Origin of the sequence: Porcincola intestinalis, assembly GCF_009696445.1 — a bacterium.
In the GTDB taxonomy this organism is placed as follows: domain Bacteria; phylum Bacillota; class Clostridia; order Lachnospirales; family Lachnospiraceae; genus Porcincola; species Porcincola intestinalis.
Map to the genome: position 1 here is coordinate 187,857 of NZ_VULZ01000002.1, position 19,227 is coordinate 207,083.

The 19,227-nt window shown below is 49.6% G+C and carries 20 protein-coding genes; 2 read left to right on the plus strand and 18 right to left on the minus strand.

Annotation, left to right across the window (positions count from 1 at the left end):
* Nucleotides 1-10 precede the first annotated feature (10 nt).
* From FYJ35_RS03060 to FYJ35_RS03085, 6 genes are all read right to left on the minus strand, one after another.
* On the minus strand, nucleotides 11-6,574 hold the full coding sequence (locus FYJ35_RS03060) for a SpaA isopeptide-forming pilin-related protein (protein WP_154522957.1): 6,564 nt from the start codon (nucleotides 6,572-6,574) through the stop codon (nucleotides 11-13).
* A 383-nt stretch (nucleotides 6,575-6,957) separates the two neighbouring features.
* Nucleotides 6,958-7,491: a cyclophilin-like fold protein gene (locus tag FYJ35_RS03065; protein ID WP_235906328.1), complete on the minus strand. Its 534-nt coding sequence runs from the start codon at nucleotides 7,489-7,491 to the stop codon at nucleotides 6,958-6,960.
* Between the two features lie 155 nt (nucleotides 7,492-7,646).
* On the minus strand, nucleotides 7,647-8,762 hold the full coding sequence (locus tag FYJ35_RS03070) for a cyclophilin-like fold protein (protein WP_154522963.1): 1,116 nt from the start codon (nucleotides 8,760-8,762) through the stop codon (nucleotides 7,647-7,649).
* Between the two features lie 3 nt (nucleotides 8,763-8,765).
* Complete coding sequence (locus FYJ35_RS03075; RefSeq protein ID WP_154522966.1) at nucleotides 8,766-9,341, minus strand: cyclophilin-like fold protein; 576 nt, start codon at nucleotides 9,339-9,341, stop codon at nucleotides 8,766-8,768.
* A 47-nt stretch (nucleotides 9,342-9,388) separates the two neighbouring features.
* Complete coding sequence (locus tag FYJ35_RS03080; RefSeq protein ID WP_154522969.1) at nucleotides 9,389-10,240, minus strand: DUF3737 family protein; 852 nt, start codon at nucleotides 10,238-10,240, stop codon at nucleotides 9,389-9,391.
* 13 nt (nucleotides 10,241-10,253) lie between these two features.
* The gene (locus FYJ35_RS03085) at nucleotides 10,254-11,024 is read right to left on the minus strand and encodes an SDR family NAD(P)-dependent oxidoreductase (RefSeq protein ID WP_154522972.1); all 771 of its coding nucleotides are present in this window, start codon (nucleotides 11,022-11,024) and stop codon (nucleotides 10,254-10,256) included.
* Nucleotides 11,025-11,145: 121 nt separating this feature from the next.
* Between FYJ35_RS03085 and FYJ35_RS03090 the strand changes: the two genes are divergently transcribed.
* The gene (locus tag FYJ35_RS03090; RefSeq protein WP_154522975.1) at nucleotides 11,146-12,009 is read left to right on the plus strand and encodes a LysR family transcriptional regulator; all 864 of its coding nucleotides are present in this window, start codon (nucleotides 11,146-11,148) and stop codon (nucleotides 12,007-12,009) included.
* 225 nt (nucleotides 12,010-12,234) lie between these two features.
* On the opposite strand, the gene FYJ35_RS03100 is transcribed toward FYJ35_RS03090, so the two are convergent.
* The 10 genes from FYJ35_RS03100 to dinB form a co-directional block, all read right to left on the minus strand.
* On the minus strand, nucleotides 12,235-12,747 hold the full coding sequence (locus FYJ35_RS03100) for a sigma-70 RNA polymerase sigma factor region 4 domain-containing protein (protein WP_154522978.1): 513 nt from the start codon (nucleotides 12,745-12,747) through the stop codon (nucleotides 12,235-12,237).
* Between the two features lie 21 nt (nucleotides 12,748-12,768).
* Nucleotides 12,769-13,050, minus strand: coding sequence for a hypothetical protein (locus FYJ35_RS03105; protein ID WP_154522981.1), 282 nt, complete (start codon nucleotides 13,048-13,050; stop codon nucleotides 12,769-12,771).
* A 27-nt stretch (nucleotides 13,051-13,077) separates the two neighbouring features.
* Nucleotides 13,078-13,308, minus strand: a complete 231-nt coding sequence (locus FYJ35_RS03110; RefSeq protein WP_154522984.1) for a hypothetical protein — start codon at nucleotides 13,306-13,308, stop codon at nucleotides 13,078-13,080.
* Nucleotides 13,309-13,507: 199 nt separating this feature from the next.
* Nucleotides 13,508-13,867, minus strand: a complete 360-nt coding sequence (locus FYJ35_RS03115; RefSeq protein ID WP_154522987.1) for a DUF7768 domain-containing protein — start codon at nucleotides 13,865-13,867, stop codon at nucleotides 13,508-13,510.
* Between the two features lie 161 nt (nucleotides 13,868-14,028).
* Nucleotides 14,029-14,421, minus strand: coding sequence for an HTH domain-containing protein (locus tag FYJ35_RS03120; protein WP_154522990.1), 393 nt, complete (start codon nucleotides 14,419-14,421; stop codon nucleotides 14,029-14,031).
* 497 nt (nucleotides 14,422-14,918) lie between these two features.
* Nucleotides 14,919-15,278, minus strand: coding sequence for a hypothetical protein (locus FYJ35_RS03125; RefSeq protein ID WP_154522993.1), 360 nt, complete (start codon nucleotides 15,276-15,278; stop codon nucleotides 14,919-14,921).
* Between the two features lie 214 nt (nucleotides 15,279-15,492).
* Nucleotides 15,493-15,753 carry a LexA family protein gene (locus FYJ35_RS03130; protein WP_205839680.1) on the minus strand — a complete coding sequence of 87 codons (261 nt, stop codon included), beginning with the start codon at nucleotides 15,751-15,753 and terminating at the stop codon, nucleotides 15,493-15,495.
* A gap of 11 nt (nucleotides 15,754-15,764) precedes the next feature.
* Nucleotides 15,765-16,010 (minus strand): hypothetical protein, encoded by a 246-nt coding sequence (locus FYJ35_RS03135; RefSeq protein WP_328597029.1) that lies wholly within the window; start codon nucleotides 16,008-16,010, stop codon nucleotides 15,765-15,767.
* Nucleotides 16,011-16,046: 36 nt separating this feature from the next.
* A complete protein-coding gene (locus FYJ35_RS03140) occupies nucleotides 16,047-16,274 on the minus strand; it encodes a hypothetical protein (RefSeq protein WP_154522999.1) in 228 nt (75 codons plus the stop codon).
* A gap of 103 nt (nucleotides 16,275-16,377) precedes the next feature.
* Nucleotides 16,378-17,565 carry a DNA polymerase IV gene (dinB, locus tag FYJ35_RS03145; protein WP_331469113.1) on the minus strand — a complete coding sequence of 396 codons (1,188 nt, stop codon included), beginning with the start codon at nucleotides 17,563-17,565 and terminating at the stop codon, nucleotides 16,378-16,380.
* Nucleotides 17,566-17,800: 235 nt separating this feature from the next.
* Between dinB and FYJ35_RS03150 the strand changes: the two genes are divergently transcribed.
* Nucleotides 17,801-18,502 (plus strand): XRE family transcriptional regulator, encoded by a 702-nt coding sequence (locus tag FYJ35_RS03150; protein ID WP_154523002.1) that lies wholly within the window; start codon nucleotides 17,801-17,803, stop codon nucleotides 18,500-18,502.
* A gap of 90 nt (nucleotides 18,503-18,592) precedes the next feature.
* Here the strand turns inward: FYJ35_RS03150 and FYJ35_RS03155 are convergent, their stop codons facing one another.
* Nucleotides 18,593-18,844 (minus strand): hypothetical protein, encoded by a 252-nt coding sequence (locus tag FYJ35_RS03155; protein ID WP_205839681.1) that lies wholly within the window; start codon nucleotides 18,842-18,844, stop codon nucleotides 18,593-18,595.
* Between the two features lie 145 nt (nucleotides 18,845-18,989).
* Nucleotides 18,990-19,205 carry a helix-turn-helix transcriptional regulator gene (locus FYJ35_RS03160; protein WP_205839682.1) on the minus strand — a complete coding sequence of 72 codons (216 nt, stop codon included), beginning with the start codon at nucleotides 19,203-19,205 and terminating at the stop codon, nucleotides 18,990-18,992.
* Between the last annotated feature and the right edge of the window lie 22 nt (nucleotides 19,206-19,227).

The following is a 19,227-nucleotide window of genomic DNA, read 5'->3' on the forward strand; positions in this document are numbered from 1 at the left end:
CCTGCCTGCCTCAGACAATCCTTCCCTTCTTCTTAAGGGAGATGGCAAGCCCTCCGGTAAACAGTCCAAGCGCTGCAAGCAGTACCCAAAGCATGATCGGTGTATCATCACCGGTCTTGACAGGCGGTGTTACAACACTGGTCGTTCCTCCCGGTCCGGGTGTATACCCTCCGCCGGTTGTTGTGGTTTTCTTCTTACCGGTCAGGTCCACGGTTTCTTCCTTCGGTGCGTCATACATCGTCACCTTCTGGATCTCTCCCGTATCCTTCACTTCGAATTCAACCTTCTCGGCAACCTCGTATCCCTTCGGTGCCGTCACCTCGGTCAGCGTATACTTTCCGGGCTTGAGCAGCGAGATCTTATGCGGTTCCTGTCCGGATACCCAGGACTCGATAACATTGCCGTCCGCATCCTTCACCTCCAGTTTCGCTCCGGCAAGCTCCTGCCCGTTCTCACCCTCCACGATATCCTTCTTTGAGATCTCTACCGTGATCGGGGCATCCTTCATGTCCACCTTCTGAATCTCGGCAGTATCCTTCACCTCGAAGGTTATGGTTTCGGCTGTGGCATAGCCGTCCGGCGTTGTCACTTCCGTCAGGGTATAGGTCCCGATCGGAAGCATCTCGATGTAATAGGGCTCCTTCGTTGTCGTCCACTTCGCCACCTCATTGCCGTCTGCATCCGTGATAGTCAGCTCGGCACCGATCACGGGCTCTCCGTTCGTGATATCGCTCTTTGTGATCTCAAGCTTCGTCACATCGTCCTTCATCTCCACTTTCTGAACCTCGGCGGTCTCTCCGATCACAAAGTCGACAGACTCAGCGGTCGCATAACCGTCAGCAGGTTTTGTCTCAGTCAGCGTATAAATCTGGCCGACAACCAGCTCCTTGATCACATGGGGTTCTTTGCCGGATACCCATTCATCGATCACTTCACCCAGGGAATTCGTAACTGTCAGGTGCGCCCCTTCCAGTTCTTCCCCTGTTGTCAGGATGGACTTGGTGATCTCAACAGTGGTAGGTTCATCCTCGAAGGTAAAGTCGTAAGATACGCTGATAAGGTCCTGTCCCTCGTAGGAAGCAGTGAAGTCCTTCACTTCGTACGTACAGACAAATCCGGCCGGAGCGTGCAGCTCCTTCACATAGTACTTTCCGTCAATGGGAAGATCCGCGATGAACCGGATCAGGCCGTTCTCATCCGTTGTCTTCAGTTCGATCAGCTCATCCTTTTTCAGCAGCACATCGCCGGTTGTCTGCGAGAGAATATCCTCCCCCGAATACAGCCCGAACACACCGCCCTTCAGGGGACGCTCCGTATCCTTCTCCTTCTTCAGGACGGATACGGCAACCTTCTGCCTTGCGTTCTGCCAGGCTTCATCGTAGGTCACGATGGGTGTGTTCTGGTCGCGGTATGACAGGTCCACGTACCGGATCTCGTCATCCAGCACATAGCCATACGCTGTCTCGACTTCCTTCACATAGTACTTGCCGACCGGCAGATTATCCGCCATGGCAATTCCGTCGTCATCCGTCGTGATCGTGGCTACCAGTTCGTCCTTCTTAAAGTAATCCCCGTTCTCGCCGTCTGCCGCTTTGATATCCTCCGCAGCATATACCTCGAAGGTGACCGGCTTCAGGCTGCCGCTGATGTAATCGAAGAAGAACTCCACGGTTCCCTTCAGGTTATCCAACATGGTGATCTTATCCAGGAATTCCCCCTTCTTATTGATCAGCAGTCTGGCGATCGGGACCTCATCCTTCATATCCACCTTCACCGGTTTTCCGTCATCCGCGATCGTAAATTCGATCTCGTTTGCAACCAGATATCCGTACGGAGCAAATTCCTCACGAAGACGGTAGGTCTTTCCGATCAGCAGGCGTTTGATGACATGCGGCTCATTCTTTACGGATGTCCAGGTCTCGATCTCATTGCCCTTATCATCCAGTACTTTCAGTGTCGCACCATCCAGTTCCACACCGGTGGTGATATCGGACTTCGTAAAGTCCACCTCTGTCGGCGCGTTCTTTTTGTCAGCCGTCAGCTTCACTACCGGGATATCCTGTCCCCGGTAAGAGGCATCATAAGGGATGACCTCATCCGAGCTGAAATATCCGTCCGGCGCTTTGATTTCCTTCACACAGTATTTTCCAAGAGGAACATCCAGGGTAAATACCGCATTTCCGTCCTTTCCGCTCTCCATCTCCTGAAGGAGCGTATTCTTCTCCACCAGTGTCTTATCTCCCAGCATGATATCCTCGTCCGTATAGAGTCCGAACACCGCACCGGCCACCGGCACTTCGGTTTCCTTGTCCAGTTTCCTGGTGGTGATGGATACCTTCTGCCTCTCATTGGAGAAGGTCAGTTCTTTGCTGATTACCGGCGTATTCTGGTCCACATAGCTAAAGGAAACACCCTGCGGCTCAGCGTTTAATGTGTATCCGTAAGGAGCATTCTTCTCACGCACCTCATAGCTGCCGAGCGGGATATCCTTCAGTACGGCCATGCCGTCATCGCCGGTTGTAATGGTATCGACAAGCTCCCCTTTGCTGTAGACAATCAGGCGGTTCCCGTCTGAGTCTTTCTGATGATCCGGTGTGAAGATATCTTCTGCCGCGCGGACTTCAAACGAAGCACCTTTCAGTTTCTGTACCTCCCAGGTGAATTCCTTTCCGTTGTAACCGGTCAGCACTTCGCCTTCCTTATAAACGGTCAGTTCACCTTTTACCGGATGATTTTCCAGTGTCACTTCGATCATCACATCGCCACTCATCTCTTCGATCAGATGCGCGGTATTCTGATCCACGGTTACCGGAACACCCTCAGTGTTGATGGTGTATCCATCGGGTGCGTTCACTTCCTCGATCCGGTATTCACCAAGCGGAAGCGCATGCGCCAGGATCAGGTATCCGTCCTCATCCGTAAAATAGGAAGTATGCTTCACCGGGAACGGATATGTTGTCACCTGCTCCACATAGCAGTCATTCGTTACGTCAAATACCTTAAACTCCGTATTCGGAAGGAGGACCGGTCTCTTTGTCTCGTCATCCTTTTTGATGATCTTCAGTTTGGCCTTGAACTGCTCATCCAGCAGCACTCTCCAGACCTGAGGTGTATCCGGAAGGTTCTCCGACACCGTTACCCTGAAGTCATCCACCGGATTGAAATTATGCGGCGTTGTGGTCTCCTTCACAATATACTTTCCATACGGGATCGGGATAGACTTCGCATAGCCCTTCTCATCCGTAAACAGCTCGCGGCTGCCGTCCGCATTTACCACAATCGGCGTAGCAGCGTCAAAATTGTAACTGCCGTCCGCATTCTTTGTCAGTGAACTGATCAGATAGACAGAAAATACGGTACCCTTCAGAAGCGGCGCATCGGTTGTCTCTCCGTCATTGCCTGCTTTGATGATCTGGAACGGCTGCTTTTTCACGGTCTCGGAAGACTCCGCCGTACGTTCCACAACCGCCACCATGTCGCCTTCATAGTCGCAGGTGACATCATGGGCATCCGGATCGATCAGATATCCGACCGGAGGCGTGATCTCCTTGATGTAATAGCTGCCAAGGAACAGATCCGACAGAGATGCGTTCCCGGCTTTATCGATGCGGAAGGTTCCTACCTGGTCATTAGCAGCGTACACTGTCCCGGTCTTCCCGTCAGGATGATTGATTGCTGCTTTTGCGTACAGGCCGTAAACGGCTCCCTCAAAAGCCGCATCTCCCTGCGGGGTGCTGCCGGTCTCCTGATCCTTCTTTACCAGATGGATCGTTGCCTTTACTCTTTCATCCGTTACTTCCTGGTTCGTCGTCACACCTGCCAGCGTTGATACCGTATATGCTGTCTGATTTCTGTAATACCCGTTCGGGGCTGAGATCTCTTTGACATACATGGTCGCCTGTGTAGCAGGAATGATTACCTGGGAAGCTCCGTTTGCGTCCGTCGGCGGGAACTGTGCCACAAGCTTTGTGCAGGCTGCATCGGAGTACAGACCATAAACGGCACCTGCCAGGGGCACACCTGTCGAACTATCCTTCTTTACAATCTTCACGATTGCTTCCTTCGGCCAGTCCACGGAGAACTTAATCGCGCCGCCGGTGTAATAGGCAAAGCCGATGTCCTGGTACCCGGAGAACTTCAGTGCGCAGGCATGATAATCCACCGGATATTTGGTGCTCACGGAGTACTTCCCGGAATAAACCGTTCCGGTGCCCGCTGCCGCTGTCAGGAAAAAGGTATCTCCTGCAGATATGGTCACGCTGCCGGTTCCGGTCGTTCCCTTCGTGACGTTGTGCAGCGTCACGCCGTTCTCCAGTGCAATGGTTGCAGTGTTTTCTGCATAGCCGGAGAACTTGAAGTTTCCTGTCTTATAGCATCCGTCTGCTGCCGAATAGGTTCCCGTCCCGGAGAGCGGATCCAGCTCCACCTTGCCGGGATCCGGAAGTTTTTTCAGGTTTGCGATAATGTTTTTGATCAGCGTCTTTGCCTTGTCGGAAAGATGTCCTCCAAAGGAATCCGTATAGATATATCCCAGTGTGTAGTGGGTAATGCCATAGTAATCCGTGTTATTGGAACATCCTCCGTTGGTCATCTGGGTCTTAATGTTAATCCCGCTGATGGTATCCCCGAACGCCGGTCCGCCGTACATGTAAAACAGGCCCTTGCGGAGCAGCTTTTCATCTCCGCCGCCGTCCAGATCCACATAGTTCTTATAGGTCGTATTGGAAGGCGGCGCGGGAAGCGTCGACTGCAGGCAGAAGGCCTGTACTTTCTTTGCAACTCCGTCCACACTGTAGCGGACGTTCTTCATATGGTCGTTGGACTGCTGGTTGACCAGGGAGGAGCTCAGGGAATAAGTACCGCTCTTTCTGGTGAAGTAATACTTATTTGCCTCGATCTGAGTCGCTTCGTCCCAGTCTTCATCATCGTCTGCAGACGCCGCAGCCAGGAGCATCCTCGGCATCTCGATGGCTTCCTCACTGATCTGGACAGCTTCTTCCGCCTTCGGTCCGTCGGTAATGGTTACCACAATGTCGACATCCTCATCCGGCATCACGAAAGTGTAACCACCTTCATCTTCCTGATAAGTCATATCAAGATAGTTGCGCTCTGAAGCCTCCTCATCGAAAACAGTTCCGGAAAGCTGAGCGGCCACACTGCTGATATAAACATCAGCGGGAGATGTGACGGAAAACCATACGGTTTCCCCGGATGCATAAGATCCATCCTCATGATCGAGTGTAACCACGTATGACTCCGAAAGCGAAATATGGACCGTGTGAGAGTTCTTTTTCTCTGCAGCCTCCTCAGGATCTGATTCCGTCTCGGTTTCAATTCCTTCCGTCATATCCTCAGTATCTGCAAGGCTTTCACTGCCCGGCTCTTCTGATACTGCCTCTGATACCACTTCAGAAACCGCTTCGGTCTCTTCTTCTGCCGGGGCCAGAACACTTTCCAGCGCAGCTGATGTATCCGCCTCCGTTTCTATGTGATCCTCCCCGTCATCTTCAGAGTCCTGCTCACTCTCATCCCCGCTGCGATCGACACCCGCCGCGTCTGTCTGCCCGGCGTTTTCCAGTACCCTGACCGGACGCACAACATACCAGAAGCGGCCTGTCGTACTCTCATCCACCCGGTATATCATCTCGTAAAGACCGGGAACGCCGTTCTGCACGGAGCTGGACTTCAGCTCGTAGCGGCAGGTATCCTGCGGATATGGTGTATCATCAAAGGTAAACTCCGTGTCATATTCCGAAGCCTGCGCACTGATGCTGATCTCTCCAAGACAGACAATGCTGCCGCCAACAGGATATCCGTCAGCTTCTGTCTCCGGATCAATAGCAGGGATCTGCAGGTCTTTGGACTCAGTGGTTTCCTCATTATGGGAATTAACCATATCTATTCCGGTCTCTGCTGCCGCATCTGTTTCTTCATCGTTGGAAGGTTCCTCCAGTGACGCAGGTTCTGCTTCGCCAGCATTTTCATCTTCCGGGACAGCCTCCGATACTGTGTTATCATCCGACGCAGACTCTTCAGATGGTGCTGTACTTTCAGCCGGTGCAAGTGTGTCCTCTGCAGCTTCGTTGGTCTGCACTGCTGCAGCTGCTGTTTCCTCTTCAACCGGAAGTTCCCTGAAAGAGGCATTTACCTTCAAATCCTTCTCAGGCATCAGGAAAACAAAAGTATCTTCCTTCTCCCAGGTGTATCCCTGCTCGTTCTTCTTATCATCAAGAAGCCTGATCTCTTCCAGTTCGTATCCTTCGCGCTGCGATACTGTGATCTTCACATCATCCCCGGCTTTGTAGGCAAGAACTGTCTCCTTCTCATCTTCGCGCTTCTTTACATGGTTTTCGTCAACCATGAATGCTGCTTCCTCATAATAGGGGATTGTTACCAGATAATCCGGTGCCTCCGTAACCGGCTGCTCCGCTCCGGTTTCACCAGCCGGCACTTCGTATGCTTCATTTCCTTCTGTTCCTGTCTCCCCGGCGAATGCTGTTATGGGTGAAACCAGGTTTCCCATCAGCATCGTCGCTGAAAGCAGGATGGACATTGCTCTCTTTGCTACTGTCATTCACATGCCTCCTCTTCATAAGATAACCCATTGCTTTCATCTGCCTGTAATTGCTCTCCTCCTTCCCGGCAGAAGGGCAAAAGAAAAGGACCGCTGCACTTAGCGATCCTTGGTTTCTGTCTGCCCCGTCTATTCAGTTTTCGACAATATCATTATACCCATGAAAATGTTTTTTTGTGTTTCTACTTGAGGGCACTTTGTTTCCAATTTGCGGGTTTTTGTTTCCTGACGTTTCCCGAATGTATTTTTATGTTTCCGTACGTTTCCTATTTATTCCTGTAATAGCTCCTCTTTGTTCATCTGAATCAAACGCAGTTGTATTTGTACCCCATTTGATAGATCTTTTCCGCATCCTCATTATTCTGCGCTATTGCCAAAGGGGTTCAGGGCTTTAATAGGACTTTTATGTTTCCATTCCCCAATAAATCTTCCAGACCTCTTATATTGCTTATATGCCCGATTTTTGTATAGCTGTAACTGCTTTGAAAAGTCTTGTAAAACAAAACCACACAGTCATCACCATACAGCATAAGGTCACCGGCCCTTATTGTTCCTGGCTTCTTTGCATTAACCGGCAGTGTCTGATCCAGATAGCAGTACTTTTCGTTTCCGTTCAGTTCTTCCATTCGCAGCGTCGCCGGCAGCAGGCGAATAAATGCCCGGGCGGTCCTGTTGTTCTCCATGTCAGCCTGAAATGTTTTTCCGCCAATGACAAGCTTTATCCGGTTTTTCTTCACGGTTATGAGGAACTTCTGTTTCTTTTTCCCGCTTTTCGCAGTTATAACCGCTTTCCCTGCCTTTTTTGCCGTGACCTTCCCTTTTTTTGAAACAGCAGCTATCTGGGGTTTGCTGCTCTTCCAACTGACCTTCTTCCAGGTTTTCTTAACCGGCAGCTGCTTCTTCTGGCCAACGGTCATGGCAACTGCCTTCGCTGCAGCCTGTACATGAGCTGACATGCCCATAGAGCATAACAGAAGCAGAAGAAACAGTCTCAGCATCTTCCGTGACCTTATGTTGATTTCTCTCATTCATTTTACTCCTGCTTTTAAGCCATGATTATTTTCCGCGCGCTTCACAAAGACAGTGTAATTGTAACATCCCCGTTGCCCAGTAAAGAAGCCAGCTCCTCGTTTGTGCAATCTGTTATCTTACCCAGTCTTGTATAGGCCCACGAGTTGGATCCGTAGAAGATCACGATCTGGCTGTCTGCATAGAGCACAATGTCCCCGGGTTCTGTTACTGTCTGAACATCATTGCTGACAAGGGATGAACCGATTGCGCCCACCTGTTCAAAGCCTCCATACATGGACATATTAATGGTCACAGGCCCTTCACCAGCCAGCTTCTTAAGCTCCTTTACGGATTCATTATCTTCCCAGGCAACCGCAACAGCGGTCTCTCCTATCATCAGCTTCATATCCTGATCTTTTGTCTGTTCTGCCAGGCTGGCCTCCGACAGTTCCTTTTCAATTTCCCTTACACGGTTTTTCACTGTCTCCTCAGCGCCATCAATTTCCCTTTCACTGACAGATACCCCTTCGATCACGACGGCATCCGGTTCTGCTTCTGAAATGCGTTCCAGAGAATCGGCGAACCGGCTTCCCGCGTTGGCCGCGAATGCGCAGATGGTTTTCCCGGACAGGTTATATTCATCAAGAAAGGCACAGGCCGGAACGCTCAGTGTGTAGTGCCAGATCGGATATACCAGATAAATGATATCATACTGCTCCATATTTTCCACGTGGGAAGCAAGCGCCGGATGATATCCATCGGTATCCTGGCCTTCTCCCACCTCTACTGCCTGAGCGTAATTGACAGGATATGTGTACTCCGTCTGGATCAGGAACAGATCCCCGCCGGTTTCCTGCTCGATCCACTGCGCCATCCGGTGCGCATTTCCTGTTGCTGTGCCGTCATCGTTTACCGTGAAACTTGCGGAAGATACCGCATCCGCACTGATCTGTGTGTTTCCGGAACGGGAAAAATAGGCTACCAGTATATGCTCGTTATCTCCGCGGATGATCTCTTCCGGTTCAGCTTTAACCGGTGTGTACTCTGTGTACTTTGAATAATTCTCAGATCCGGACGTTCCCGAAGCGTTTACAGTATAACTGCCTGAAAACAGCCCTATCCCAAGAATGCAGGCTGCCGCAGCGATATACGTTCTCCCTCTGGCAAAATCATACATGGCTTACTCCTTTTCCGTAGTGTTCTCTGTAACCTGCTCGTTTTCGTCTGCTTCATCCAGTTCAATCAGTACATCATAGCTTCCGTCAAGATCCCTGATCCGTGAAAGCTCACAGGTGATCACCCCGATATTTACCTGGTAGCCGTACTGCTCTGAAATATCCTCATCCGAATGCAGAATGGTGAAATACGGTGCATCGATCGCATAATCGATATCTCCGTTCAGCCAGCCATAATGCACTTCCTCTTCATTGTAGGGCAGTTCGTCCGGCATGACACCGCAAAAATCGTGAGAATAGCTGTTCATGTGAACTGTATAGGGCAGTTTTTCGATCAATGCCTGTGCCGTATCACAGTCGTTAAGGATTCCGGGAATAACCGTATCACCAAAGTGCAGCAGTATTTTCGTTCCTTCCTCAATTACCCTCGTAGGCATTTGCGGATCATCTGTCTGTATGAAGGCTCCATCAGAGGCAACCTTTTTCGTTTCCTCCTCACCTGACGCTCCGAATACAATCGTGGAAACGGATACAGCCAATGCCAGCAGACCAGCTGCTAAAATAACTCTCTTGCTCTTCATGGATTCTGACCTCCTGCCTTAATCCTTCTCTAATTCTTCCGCAAATATCATGCGCTGATCGCAACACTCTCAATACAGATCTGTCCTTTGGCCGCCGGATCATCCATGATCATCTCTTTAATATCAGGAACTGTGATCACTCCGCTCTTCGGATTCTTAATGCTGTCCACCACGGTAGTGATGGAAGCATTCACCTCGGATTTTTCGAAAGCAAGATCTGTATCGATCATACGGCAGTTTATCAGCTTCAACCCCTTACAGTAACAAAGCGGCTGTGTTCCGATGATCGTACAGTTTTCAAACGTCACGTTTTCACTGTACCATGCAAGGTATTCACCTTTGATCACACTGTTCTTTACCAGAACATTCCTTGCATGCCAGAAAGCGTCCTTGGTGTCGAATTCACAGTTGGTAAATACAGAGTCCGTGATGTACTGGAACGAATACTTTCCGTTCAGTTTTACGTGGTCAAAAGTAAGGTGTTCCGACCGCATCATGAAATATTCGCTGCACACAGTTGTATCCCGCATAGCAATGCTTCGTACAGACCAGCCGAATTCCGAAGATATGATATCACTGCCTTCGATCACAACATCATCGCATTCCCGAAGTGCCTTGATACCATGCAGTTTCGAATCCCTGATATGAATATTCCTGGAATACCAGAGCGCTGCCCGGCAAAGATCCGTCATCTCGCTATGACTGATCTGCAGGTTATGGTCATGCCAGAACGGGTATCTTAAGTTGAAAAAGCTGTCACTTACTTGAATATCCCGGCTCTCCTTCAGGGCACTTTCTCCGTCTGCCGGTCCGTCAAACCGGCAGGAAACGACATTCACATCTTCTGCCCCGTATAACGTTCTTTCTTCGTCGAAAACCTGATCCTGATACAGCTTCATTATCATCACCTCTTTATAAAAAAGCTCCGTTGCACACCTGGATGACCTGTCCCTTTACATGCCTTCCCATGTCAGAAGCCAGGAACAGGCAGGCATTGGCCTGATCGATCGGGTCACATTCCGGCCCCGGGAAGTATACAAAGTGTTTGCTGTATTCAAGCATCTTTGCTCCGCCGGGCTGCTCTCCGGCCTTATTTACCAGATGGGCCGGTGTGACCGTTGCTCCGGGGGCAACCGCATTGATACGGATATTCGTGTCGATCAGGCGCATAGCCACGTTCTTTGTCAGCGTATTGATGGCACCCTTGGATGATGTATAGGATGCTCCGCAGAACGGTCTGTCTCCGTTGACGGAAGAAATATTGATGATACAGCCTTCGTTCTTCGGCAGGAAAATTTTCAGGGCCTCACGGATAAAGCGGAAGGGTCCGAACACATTTGTCTGGTACACATGCTCCAGCCATTCGTCATCCGTCTCATCGATCATCTTCTGTTCCCCGATCGCCGCGTTGTTGATCACGATATCGAGATCACCGTAGGTATCCAACGCTGTCTGAATGACATGTTTTACATCTTCCAGATTTTTATTGTCCGCCACAACGCCGGTCACCTCGTATCCTTTCGCCCGGATCTCTTCCACCGCCGCGTCCAGTTTCTCTTTTCCACGGGCTGTCATGACCACCTTTGCCCCTTCAGAGGCGAAGAGTTCCGCCATTGTCTGGCCCATACCATAACTGGCTCCTGATACGATTGCCACTTTCCCGTCCAGCATTTTTTCCTTCATGATGATCCCTCCTGATATCTGTTTTCCGGTTTTATTATAATGAGTCGAAATCTTATAAACAAATACTTATATCTGATACTAATCTATGCTATAATTGCATAGTTTCAGAAAGGAGGCTCCCATGGATATCCGGATCATGGAATACTATCTTGCTGTTGTGAGGGAAGGAAACATTTCCGCCGCCGCACAGGCCCTGCATGTATCGCAGCCCGGCCTTTCAAGACAGATGCGGGACCTGGAGGAAGAACTTGGCGTTACCCTCTTTGAACGTGGCAGCCGCAGGATCCGTCTTACCGAGGAAGGAATGATCCTGCGCAGACGGGCGGAAGAGATGATTCACCTGATGCAGATGACCGAAGGGGAAATCTCCAGGGCACATCACAATGTTTCCGGTGAAATCCACATCGGTGCCGGTGAATCCAGGTCATTCCACCACATCTCGGAAACTGCAGGGAAAATCCACGCACAGTATCCTGACATCCATTTTACCATTACTAGCGGAGATACCGCCGACCTTATGGAGCAGCTGGAAAGTGGACTTATAGATGTTGCCCTGATTTTTACGGACTATGACCATGATCAGTATCAGGGGATCCGCCTGCCACAGGAGGACCGGCTGGGTGTCCTGATGCGCAGGGATGATCCTCTCGCCGGGAAGGACGTAATCTCCGTTCACGACATGAAGGATCAGCCCCTGATCATTCCCCGTGCAGCTGCCGGTCTGCTGTCATCCGATCCCGCTTTGGCAGATATGAAAATCGTCACCGTTTACAACCTGATCTACAATGCCTCTCTTTTCGTGGAAGATGGGGTCGGTTATGCGATCGGCTTTGACGGACTGATCAACGTTTCCGGTGACAGTGCTCTGGCTTTCCGCCCTCTGGAAACACAGATCATACAGGCAGCCACCGTAATCTGGAAAAAATATGAATCCTTTACTCCGGCAGTCAACCTCTTTCTGAACTATATGAAACAGGGCAGATAAATATTTGCACAATGATGTTAACAGCCATGCCGGACAGGAATGAAAAAAGCATATACGGGTGGCGGCTTTATTGCGCCGATGGCACTTTCAGCACTTCCGGAGGATAAACTTCCGCAGGCATGCTTGAAATGCCGCAGTTGTGAAAAGGTATGTTCGCAGCAGATTAAAGGCGGAGCAACATCCACTGCCCCGCCAACTCAAACCTGTCTCTTCCCGCTGTCCCTCTCAAGTTCCTGAATTATAAATCTCTGTCAGCTTTATCAAAGCCTTCCGCTGCATTTTATATATGGTACTTCTAACCATATGAAGCAACTCTGCCCCTTTCGCGAACGTCAGGTTTTTCCTTGTGAACTGATTTATAATCTCCTTGTCTCTTGCTTCAAGCCTGGTGATACAGCGGTTAACATACTGATACTTTGTGATCTGCGTTTCCACACTTTCCAATTCGTCAAAAAGCTCTTCCATCTGGGATCTGTAGATCTGATTGATCCTTTCTGCCTGATGAAGCAACTTATACTCATCTGGATTCCCTCCGCTGGTTCTTTCCTGATCAGAGGTCGCTTTCGGAAACGCGATAGCGGATGCGATCTCATCCCATGAGAGTATTTCTTTTCTGTCCTGAATTGCCTTTACTTCATTCATGAGCCTGTCCCGTGACTGGCATAATCTGTCGTGGTTCTCGTCCATTGTTTTGACATAAAACAGCATCTGTTCCGGTGTCATTTTTCCATACTTCACGTGTCTGCCCCCATCCTATATCTACGGTGCCATCCGCTCTTCTTTCTTCTTCATCTCATAAACCCGGAGTGCTTCAAGCACTTTCAATTCAATCTGCTGCAGATCCATCTGTGTCAGGACCGGGAAGTCCCTGTCTCCACTGACAGAGACTTCCAGCATTTCGACTGCAGCATTCAGGTAGGAGAAGATAGTCGGATACAGTTCCCGGTCGCGGTTTTCAATGCGATGGAAGAAGTCGATGGAAACCACATCCTCGGGATTTAGCTTGACTGTTATCTGTCTGACCGGTTTGCTCCTGTTCATTACTCTCCTCCTGTCTGCTACCTGCCTTTATGTCAGCGCTCCTAACGCTGCCAGATCCATTGCCATCTCAGATACCGGATGGATCTTTCTCTTGATGGTCTTATCTTTTTTCCGGGTCCTCTGCCTGCCGGATGGTCTGTTGCCATTCTGATATCCGGCCAATGCGCTGCCAGCAGTCGGATCCGGGTATCCTTCATGATTACGGCATCCGGAACTCTGATATCCGCTGCCGACCGGCCTTACACTCCTTAACTTCATCCTTCTTCCCATCCTTTCCAAATAAGAACTGCATTGCAGTGAATACTTGCTTTATTAATGGACTCACGGTAGGCGCCGAAGTCTGCCTGGATAAAATGGGGATATTCATGGATCACCGTACATTTCCTGATCCGTGTTCCGAGTTCCCTGCTCCAACGCCTCATCTGTGTATCCGCAACCGTCAACCTGTCTCCAGTGTTTAAGCCATACACAATTCGCATGCTTCTCCCTTCCTGAAGATATGTACCTTCATCTCAAGCTCATCCGCCATACTCAGGACCATGACCATCAGATCGTCCGGATCCTTATCCATGAATACCCAGACCTCATCGCAGATCATCATCAGTTCCCTGCAGATCCGGATATCAACCAGATACTCATGCCCGGCATCCAGATCAGCAACAACGGGAACATTTCTTGTCTCATCGTGAAACAGATACTGGGATGCGATCGGGATCATTCCTCTCTCTCTTACATGGCTGCAGCACGCTCTTGCAAACTGGATCGTGTGCTCCGCATTCTTCTGCATGGAGACACATACAAATACTTTTTTCATCATCGGTTTCTTTTCTCCTTTTATGATTTATTTCGAAGAACGTGTGCGCCGTCTGCAGCTGGCCTGCACACTCAACCGTGATCACTGTTTCCTTCGATGGCTGCATGGTATCAGCCAAAGTTACGAAGATTTGTCACCTTTGAAATAATTTCTTTTCTTCGTCTTCAGGAAATCGGCATAATAAAGTCTGTCAGGATGCTTTCCATGATTTCGCGTTTCTTTCCGGTAAGAGTTTCCCTGAGCTCGATCAGCAAAAGTTTTTGGTCTTCACTCATGTACAAACGGTTGCTGTGCCATCCGTCCATCACTTTCACACCACCGCCATTGCCTGGAACTGTCTCCAACGGAACCGACGCGGTAAGTATCTCTATATCCCGCATAGCTGTTCTTCTGGTGATCCCGTATTCATCGGCCAGTTCCCGGTAAGTTACTTTTCTTTTCGCAGACAGATACTCCTGCATCTTGTGCCGGCGGTCATCTGGGGTTTCCCAGGAGGTATTGGCGGTTTCCCTTCTCTCGCCCCAGCTGTTGGTTTTGTTTTTATCTCCAGGTTTCATCTTGGCCTTCCCTTCCGACGCCGGATGCCGGAAGGGTAAAGGCCTGATCTTGAATGTGGAGTCCGCAGTACCTTCCCCGAAAATGAGCGCAATAATGAAAGGTACTCTATTGCCGCCGCACCATCCCTGCGGATGATACGAGCAGTCAATATGTCCATAAACCTTTACCCTATTGCAACTCGGGTCCGTTATGTGATTGTGAATAGTTATGTGCTTGTAAACAAAAAAGCCCGGCAAAACGTTCCTTCCATGACCTGAAAGAAACGCTGCCGGACATATCTGCCCACAGCATCTTCCAGATCGGAAGTAATAAACGTTTTGCCGGACTACTGGTGACCTACACTTCCCCGCAATAACTTCGAGGAGTGCTCAGATTCAGTCCCTTAGCAAACTCTTGGATACGAAGCGCGACCCTAAGTGCCATCTTTTCACAGTCCGTCGCCCGGCCCTCATATCCTCAATCTGTTCAGTTGTATTTCATGTGTTGTTAATCGGTATCAATAATACCCGGGGTAAGGGAATTCAGAATCCACGTCTTCATCCCGGATCTGTTCGTCAATCATTGCTGTCTTCGTAATATCAGTATTCAAAAGGATTTTAAAAAGTTCACAGCGTATAAGCTTCAGCAAAGCTCTTACCAGCCTGTTGTTGTCGATCAGCTCTGCCGAGACGTTTACCTCGAACCCGCCAATCATGATCTTATAGAAATTGTATCTGCACTTTCCACAGGTAAAATAACCATCAGCCATATTGACTTCACTGATCTTCCTGCCGCATTTGGGACAGTAAACCGCTTTCAGCCATGGGGCTCTGTCAACGTTATTGTCATTGTATGGTTTCTTTCCTCTGGGTGTCATCTATTTGCGATCCTCCATATGAATTATTACGCTCTCATACGGATAAGGGAAATAAAAACCGCTTAGGAGCTGCTGTCCGCCGTTCCGAAGCACCAAAGCCATGCTGCGGACAAGATGTATAAGCCTCCATATCCCGCTTTGAAAAGATATGCTTTCCATTTGCCTGGTAATTGCTTAAGCTGACCGTAAGCGGGCATCCAGGCAACACCATGTATCAGATTCCATAAGATGTCGTCTCTGCAATTCTGATTGTTCTCGGTTTGTCCGCCTCACGGCGGATCAGGCCTGCATTCTCCAGATCCCGCAGATAAGACAGCGCCGTTGATGTGGATACCCGCATCTCATCTGCAATCTCCCGGACAGTCGGGGAGTAACCCGTCTCTCCGATGAACCTCACCAGAAAACGGTATGTCTCCAGTTTCTTTCCGACACTTCTGTGATGCGTCGTATACCATCTCCCGTCTTTCCCGTACATAATCATCCTCCTCATGAAGCTTTTCTTTCAAGGAACCACCTGCCGGCGGAGTCATCCTCAAAATACAGATGTGTTTCTTTCCCCTGCACGATGCAGGTGTACATGATCCCGCATCCTCCGGCTTTCCGACTGGCACATCTTTGAACATTTTTCACCCGTTCAATCTGGTACCGGCGGCCATCTTCCCACATGAAAGATACCGGCACTACGGTTCCTTCCGCCGTATACCTGACCAGAACCTCCACATATACCTTCACTTACATCGCCTCCTGTCTCGATCCGGATGCAGCCTGTCATATCGCCTCAAGAGGTCCAGCTGCACTTAGCGCTGATCCTTTAATGAATTCCCGTACCTTCTTGATGCTGCGGCTTCTCATGTCATATACCTCGCCTGCCTGCGGGATCAGGACATAGGATACCTCCCCACACTTTTCACATTCCATCAGGCCTCCGGTCTCTTCCAGGTACAGTTTCCTGTTCATATGATTACAATACGGACATTTCCTGTCATAAGTCTTCATGATCATCCTCCGCTGATATTCATCACAAGTTTATTGTTCTACATCGCGCTGTGGAAATAGCCGGCCGGATGTATCGTATGATCCTTCTTCGCGTCCAGCTTCATCAGAGCCTTGTCCTCATAGACAAATGCCCGCTGCACTGCGTAGTATCCGAACCGTCTGCGGATCTCATCCACAGCCCTGTCCATTCGTTTTTTTTATCTCTTTGCTGCTCATTCGTAAACAGATCCAGCTGCACCGGCATCTGACCGGACACAAGATCTGTTCCTCTGATTCCCAGGCTGCGGATCGGTGCCTCCCACCGGTAGTTGGCCCGGAACAGTTCCCATGCAGCCTTTGTAATCTCATCCGTCACATTCGTAGGCCGTGGAAGTTTCTTCTGCCTGGAAAACCAGACCAGCCCGTTTGTCCGAACCGAGATTTCGACTGTCCTGCACAGGAACCCGTTCTCCCTAAGCCTTGCACTGACGCTTTCCGCCAGTGCCTGCTGGATGATCCTGACATCCAGATCGGTAGTCAGATCCCGGGGCGTTGTACAGCTGTTGCCAACGGATTTTACCGGTGCCTCATATCCTTCCTTACAGACCGGATCATCATTCCAGCCGTTCGCATAGGAATACAGCACATATCCGACCTTTCCGAAATGGGAATGCAATATCTCCGGATCGCTTTCCGCAATATCCCCGATGGTAAAGATCCCCAGCTTCCCCAGTTTTCTCTGTGTTGCGCGGCCAACATAGAACAGGTCTCCTGCTGGCAGCGGGCAGATCAGTTTCCTGAAGTTCTCCTGCGTAAAAACAGTGATCGCATCAGGCTTCTTATAGTCGGATCCCAGTTTGGCAAAAATCTTGTTCCATGACACCCCTATGCTGACGGTAATACCCAGTTCCTTTTTGATCCGGCTGCTGATCTCTTCTGTGATCTTCAGACCTTCACCTTTGATGGAAGTGCTCTCTGTTACATCCAGCCAGCACTCATCCAGGCCAAATGGTTCCTGTTGATCAGTAAATGAAGAATAGATCTCCCTGGCGTACCTGGAAAACCGGATATACTGGTCATAGTGCGGTGATATGAAGACAATCTGCGGACACACCTGTCTGGCCTGCCACAACGCCATGCCTGTTTTAACTCCCATGCGCTTGGCGATGTAATTTGCCGTCAGTACAATGCCGTGTCTGGCTTCAGGATCTCCGCCTACAGCCATGGGAACATTTCTGGTTTCAGGATGGTGGAGCATCTCTACGCTGGCATAAAAGCAGTTACAGTCTGAATGAAGAATTGTACGCCCCATGTCATCTCTCCCCTTCCTGTTTTCCCTTCGGTATCCGCTTGTTGTATGGCGAGTATAAAACTATTATTCTGAGATTTCAAGAGATTTATAAGTCTCTTTTTCTCTTTCATTTAGATTTTTGCCCATAAAAACTGTTGACATGGATACTGGTCATATGGTAGATTCACACTGCGGGGCACTCTGCCTTCCGTCGAGGTCACACTGAGAATTCACAGGGGATAGGAGATCTATAAATATGCTCTCATTTGGCGAGACTCTTGCAATTGCAAGAAAAGCGAAGAACTTCAAGCAGAAGGATGTATCCACCCTTCTGATGAAAAAATATGGAATGGATGTGAAAGCCGGCTCCATCAGCCACTGGGAGAAGGGAGACTCTATGCCAAACGCCTGGCAATTCCTGAGGCTCTGTGAGGTATACCAGATTCAGAATATCAACGAAACCTTCGGTGTATTCGATCAGGCCAATCCCCTCTCTCATCTGAATAGTGCCGGAATGAAAAAGATCTACGACTATGCCGATCTTCTGCTGCAGAATGACCTCTATAAGCGGTCACCGGCAGAGATCCTGCCCTTCCGCAGGCAGCTCCCTCGGTTCTATCTGGCAGCTTCAGCCGGTACCGGACAATATCTGGATTCGGATGCCTATGAAATGATTGATGTGGGAAATGAAGTGTCAAGCCATGCCGATTTCGGCATCACCCTCGCCGGCGACAGTATGGAGCCTCTGTATGTGAATGGACAGACTGTCTGGGTTCACCGGCAGGAAACGCTGAGCAGCGGTGAGATCGGAATCTTCTATTACGATGGCAACGCCTACTGTAAGAAATATATGGACAACGAAGATGGGATCCAGCTGATCTCCCTGAACAAAAAATATGATCCGATTGAAATCGACGAAAGCAAAGGCTTCAAGATTTTCGGTAAAGTCGTCGGATAACGTCAGCACACAAAGAGGGCACGAAGAATCCACCCATACGGATTCCCGTGCCCCTCTTCATTGCATTTCTTTTGCTGATCAGCCAGAAGTTCAATACCGACCGTCCTCATAGTCATCGATATCACGATAATATTCTGCAGACTTCCGTTCATCAGCCCAGGATGGTTCTCTGAACCGCTTCCCCGGTTTGCACAACCCGCAGCCGCATCCTATATGGCCCTTGCTGTACTTTCCGTCCACCTGAAACCAGTCCTCGCCTATAAGCCGCCTTGACAGGCCTTTCTTATGAACGATCGCCAGATGCCTGCGATATCGTCTGTATGCTCTGCCTCTTGTTTCCATAATGACCACCTCTGATATAAGATTTACTGACGCTGCAGCGATCATCAGAGGATAAATACCGCTACAGCATCAGCATGTGGTCATAAGTGGAAACATATGTCCAATCCATTTTACTCGTCATCAGGACCTCCTTACTTGTCCCGGTTTACTCGCCGGCGTCTTCATACTGAAATATCTCTTCTACCGGCTTGCCAAAATATGAAGCAACTTCATATACAAGCCTGTAACAGGGATTCTGGTTGTCTCCCCGTTCCAGCTTTCCGAGTGTCTCCCTGGCAATCCCGATCTGAGCTGCCAGTTCCTTCTGGTTGATATGAGCTGCTTCTCTGCACTCACGCAGACTGTTTTTCAGAATAACCATAATGAACCCCTCCATCATGCAT

Excerpts from the sequence above, each read along its gene's own strand:
- FYJ35_RS03060 (WP_154522957.1), bottom strand. The coding sequence starts at position 6,574 with ATGACAGTAGCAAAGAGAGCAATGTCCATCCTGCTTTCAGCGACGATG.
- FYJ35_RS03065 (WP_235906328.1), bottom strand. The coding sequence starts at position 7,491 with ATGACCGTTGGCCAGAAGAAGCAGCTGCCGGTTAAGAAAACCTGGAAG.
- FYJ35_RS03070 (WP_154522963.1), bottom strand. The coding sequence starts at position 8,762 with ATGTATGATTTTGCCAGAGGGAGAACGTATATCGCTGCGGCAGCCTGC.
- FYJ35_RS03075 (WP_154522966.1), bottom strand. The coding sequence starts at position 9,341 with ATGAAGAGCAAGAGAGTTATTTTAGCAGCTGGTCTGCTGGCATTGGCT.
- FYJ35_RS03080 (WP_154522969.1), bottom strand. The coding sequence starts at position 10,240 with ATGAAGCTGTATCAGGATCAGGTTTTCGACGAAGAAAGAACGTTATAC.
- FYJ35_RS03085 (WP_154522972.1), bottom strand. The coding sequence starts at position 11,024 with ATGAAGGAAAAAATGCTGGACGGGAAAGTGGCAATCGTATCAGGAGCC.
- FYJ35_RS03090 (WP_154522975.1), top strand. The coding sequence starts at position 11,146 with ATGGATATCCGGATCATGGAATACTATCTTGCTGTTGTGAGGGAAGGA.
- FYJ35_RS03105 (WP_154522981.1), bottom strand. The coding sequence starts at position 13,050 with ATGAACAGGAGCAAACCGGTCAGACAGATAACAGTCAAGCTAAATCCC.
- FYJ35_RS03110 (WP_154522984.1), bottom strand. The coding sequence starts at position 13,308 with ATGAAGTTAAGGAGTGTAAGGCCGGTCGGCAGCGGATATCAGAGTTCC.
- FYJ35_RS03115 (WP_154522987.1), bottom strand. The coding sequence starts at position 13,867 with ATGATGAAAAAAGTATTTGTATGTGTCTCCATGCAGAAGAATGCGGAG.
- FYJ35_RS03120 (WP_154522990.1), bottom strand. The coding sequence starts at position 14,421 with ATGAAACCTGGAGATAAAAACAAAACCAACAGCTGGGGCGAGAGAAGG.
- FYJ35_RS03125 (WP_154522993.1), bottom strand. The coding sequence starts at position 15,278 with ATGACACCCAGAGGAAAGAAACCATACAATGACAATAACGTTGACAGA.
- FYJ35_RS03130 (WP_205839680.1), bottom strand. The coding sequence starts at position 15,753 with ATGTACGGGAAAGACGGGAGATGGTATACGACGCATCACAGAAGTGTC.
- FYJ35_RS03140 (WP_154522999.1), bottom strand. The coding sequence starts at position 16,274 with ATGAAGACTTATGACAGGAAATGTCCGTATTGTAATCATATGAACAGG.
- dinB (WP_331469113.1), bottom strand. The coding sequence starts at position 17,565 with ATGGGGCGTACAATTCTTCATTCAGACTGTAACTGCTTTTATGCCAGC.
- FYJ35_RS03150 (WP_154523002.1), top strand. The coding sequence starts at position 17,801 with ATGCTCTCATTTGGCGAGACTCTTGCAATTGCAAGAAAAGCGAAGAAC.
- FYJ35_RS03155 (WP_205839681.1), bottom strand. The coding sequence starts at position 18,844 with ATGGAAACAAGAGGCAGAGCATACAGACGATATCGCAGGCATCTGGCG.
- FYJ35_RS03160 (WP_205839682.1), bottom strand. The coding sequence starts at position 19,205 with ATGGTTATTCTGAAAAACAGTCTGCGTGAGTGCAGAGAAGCAGCTCAT.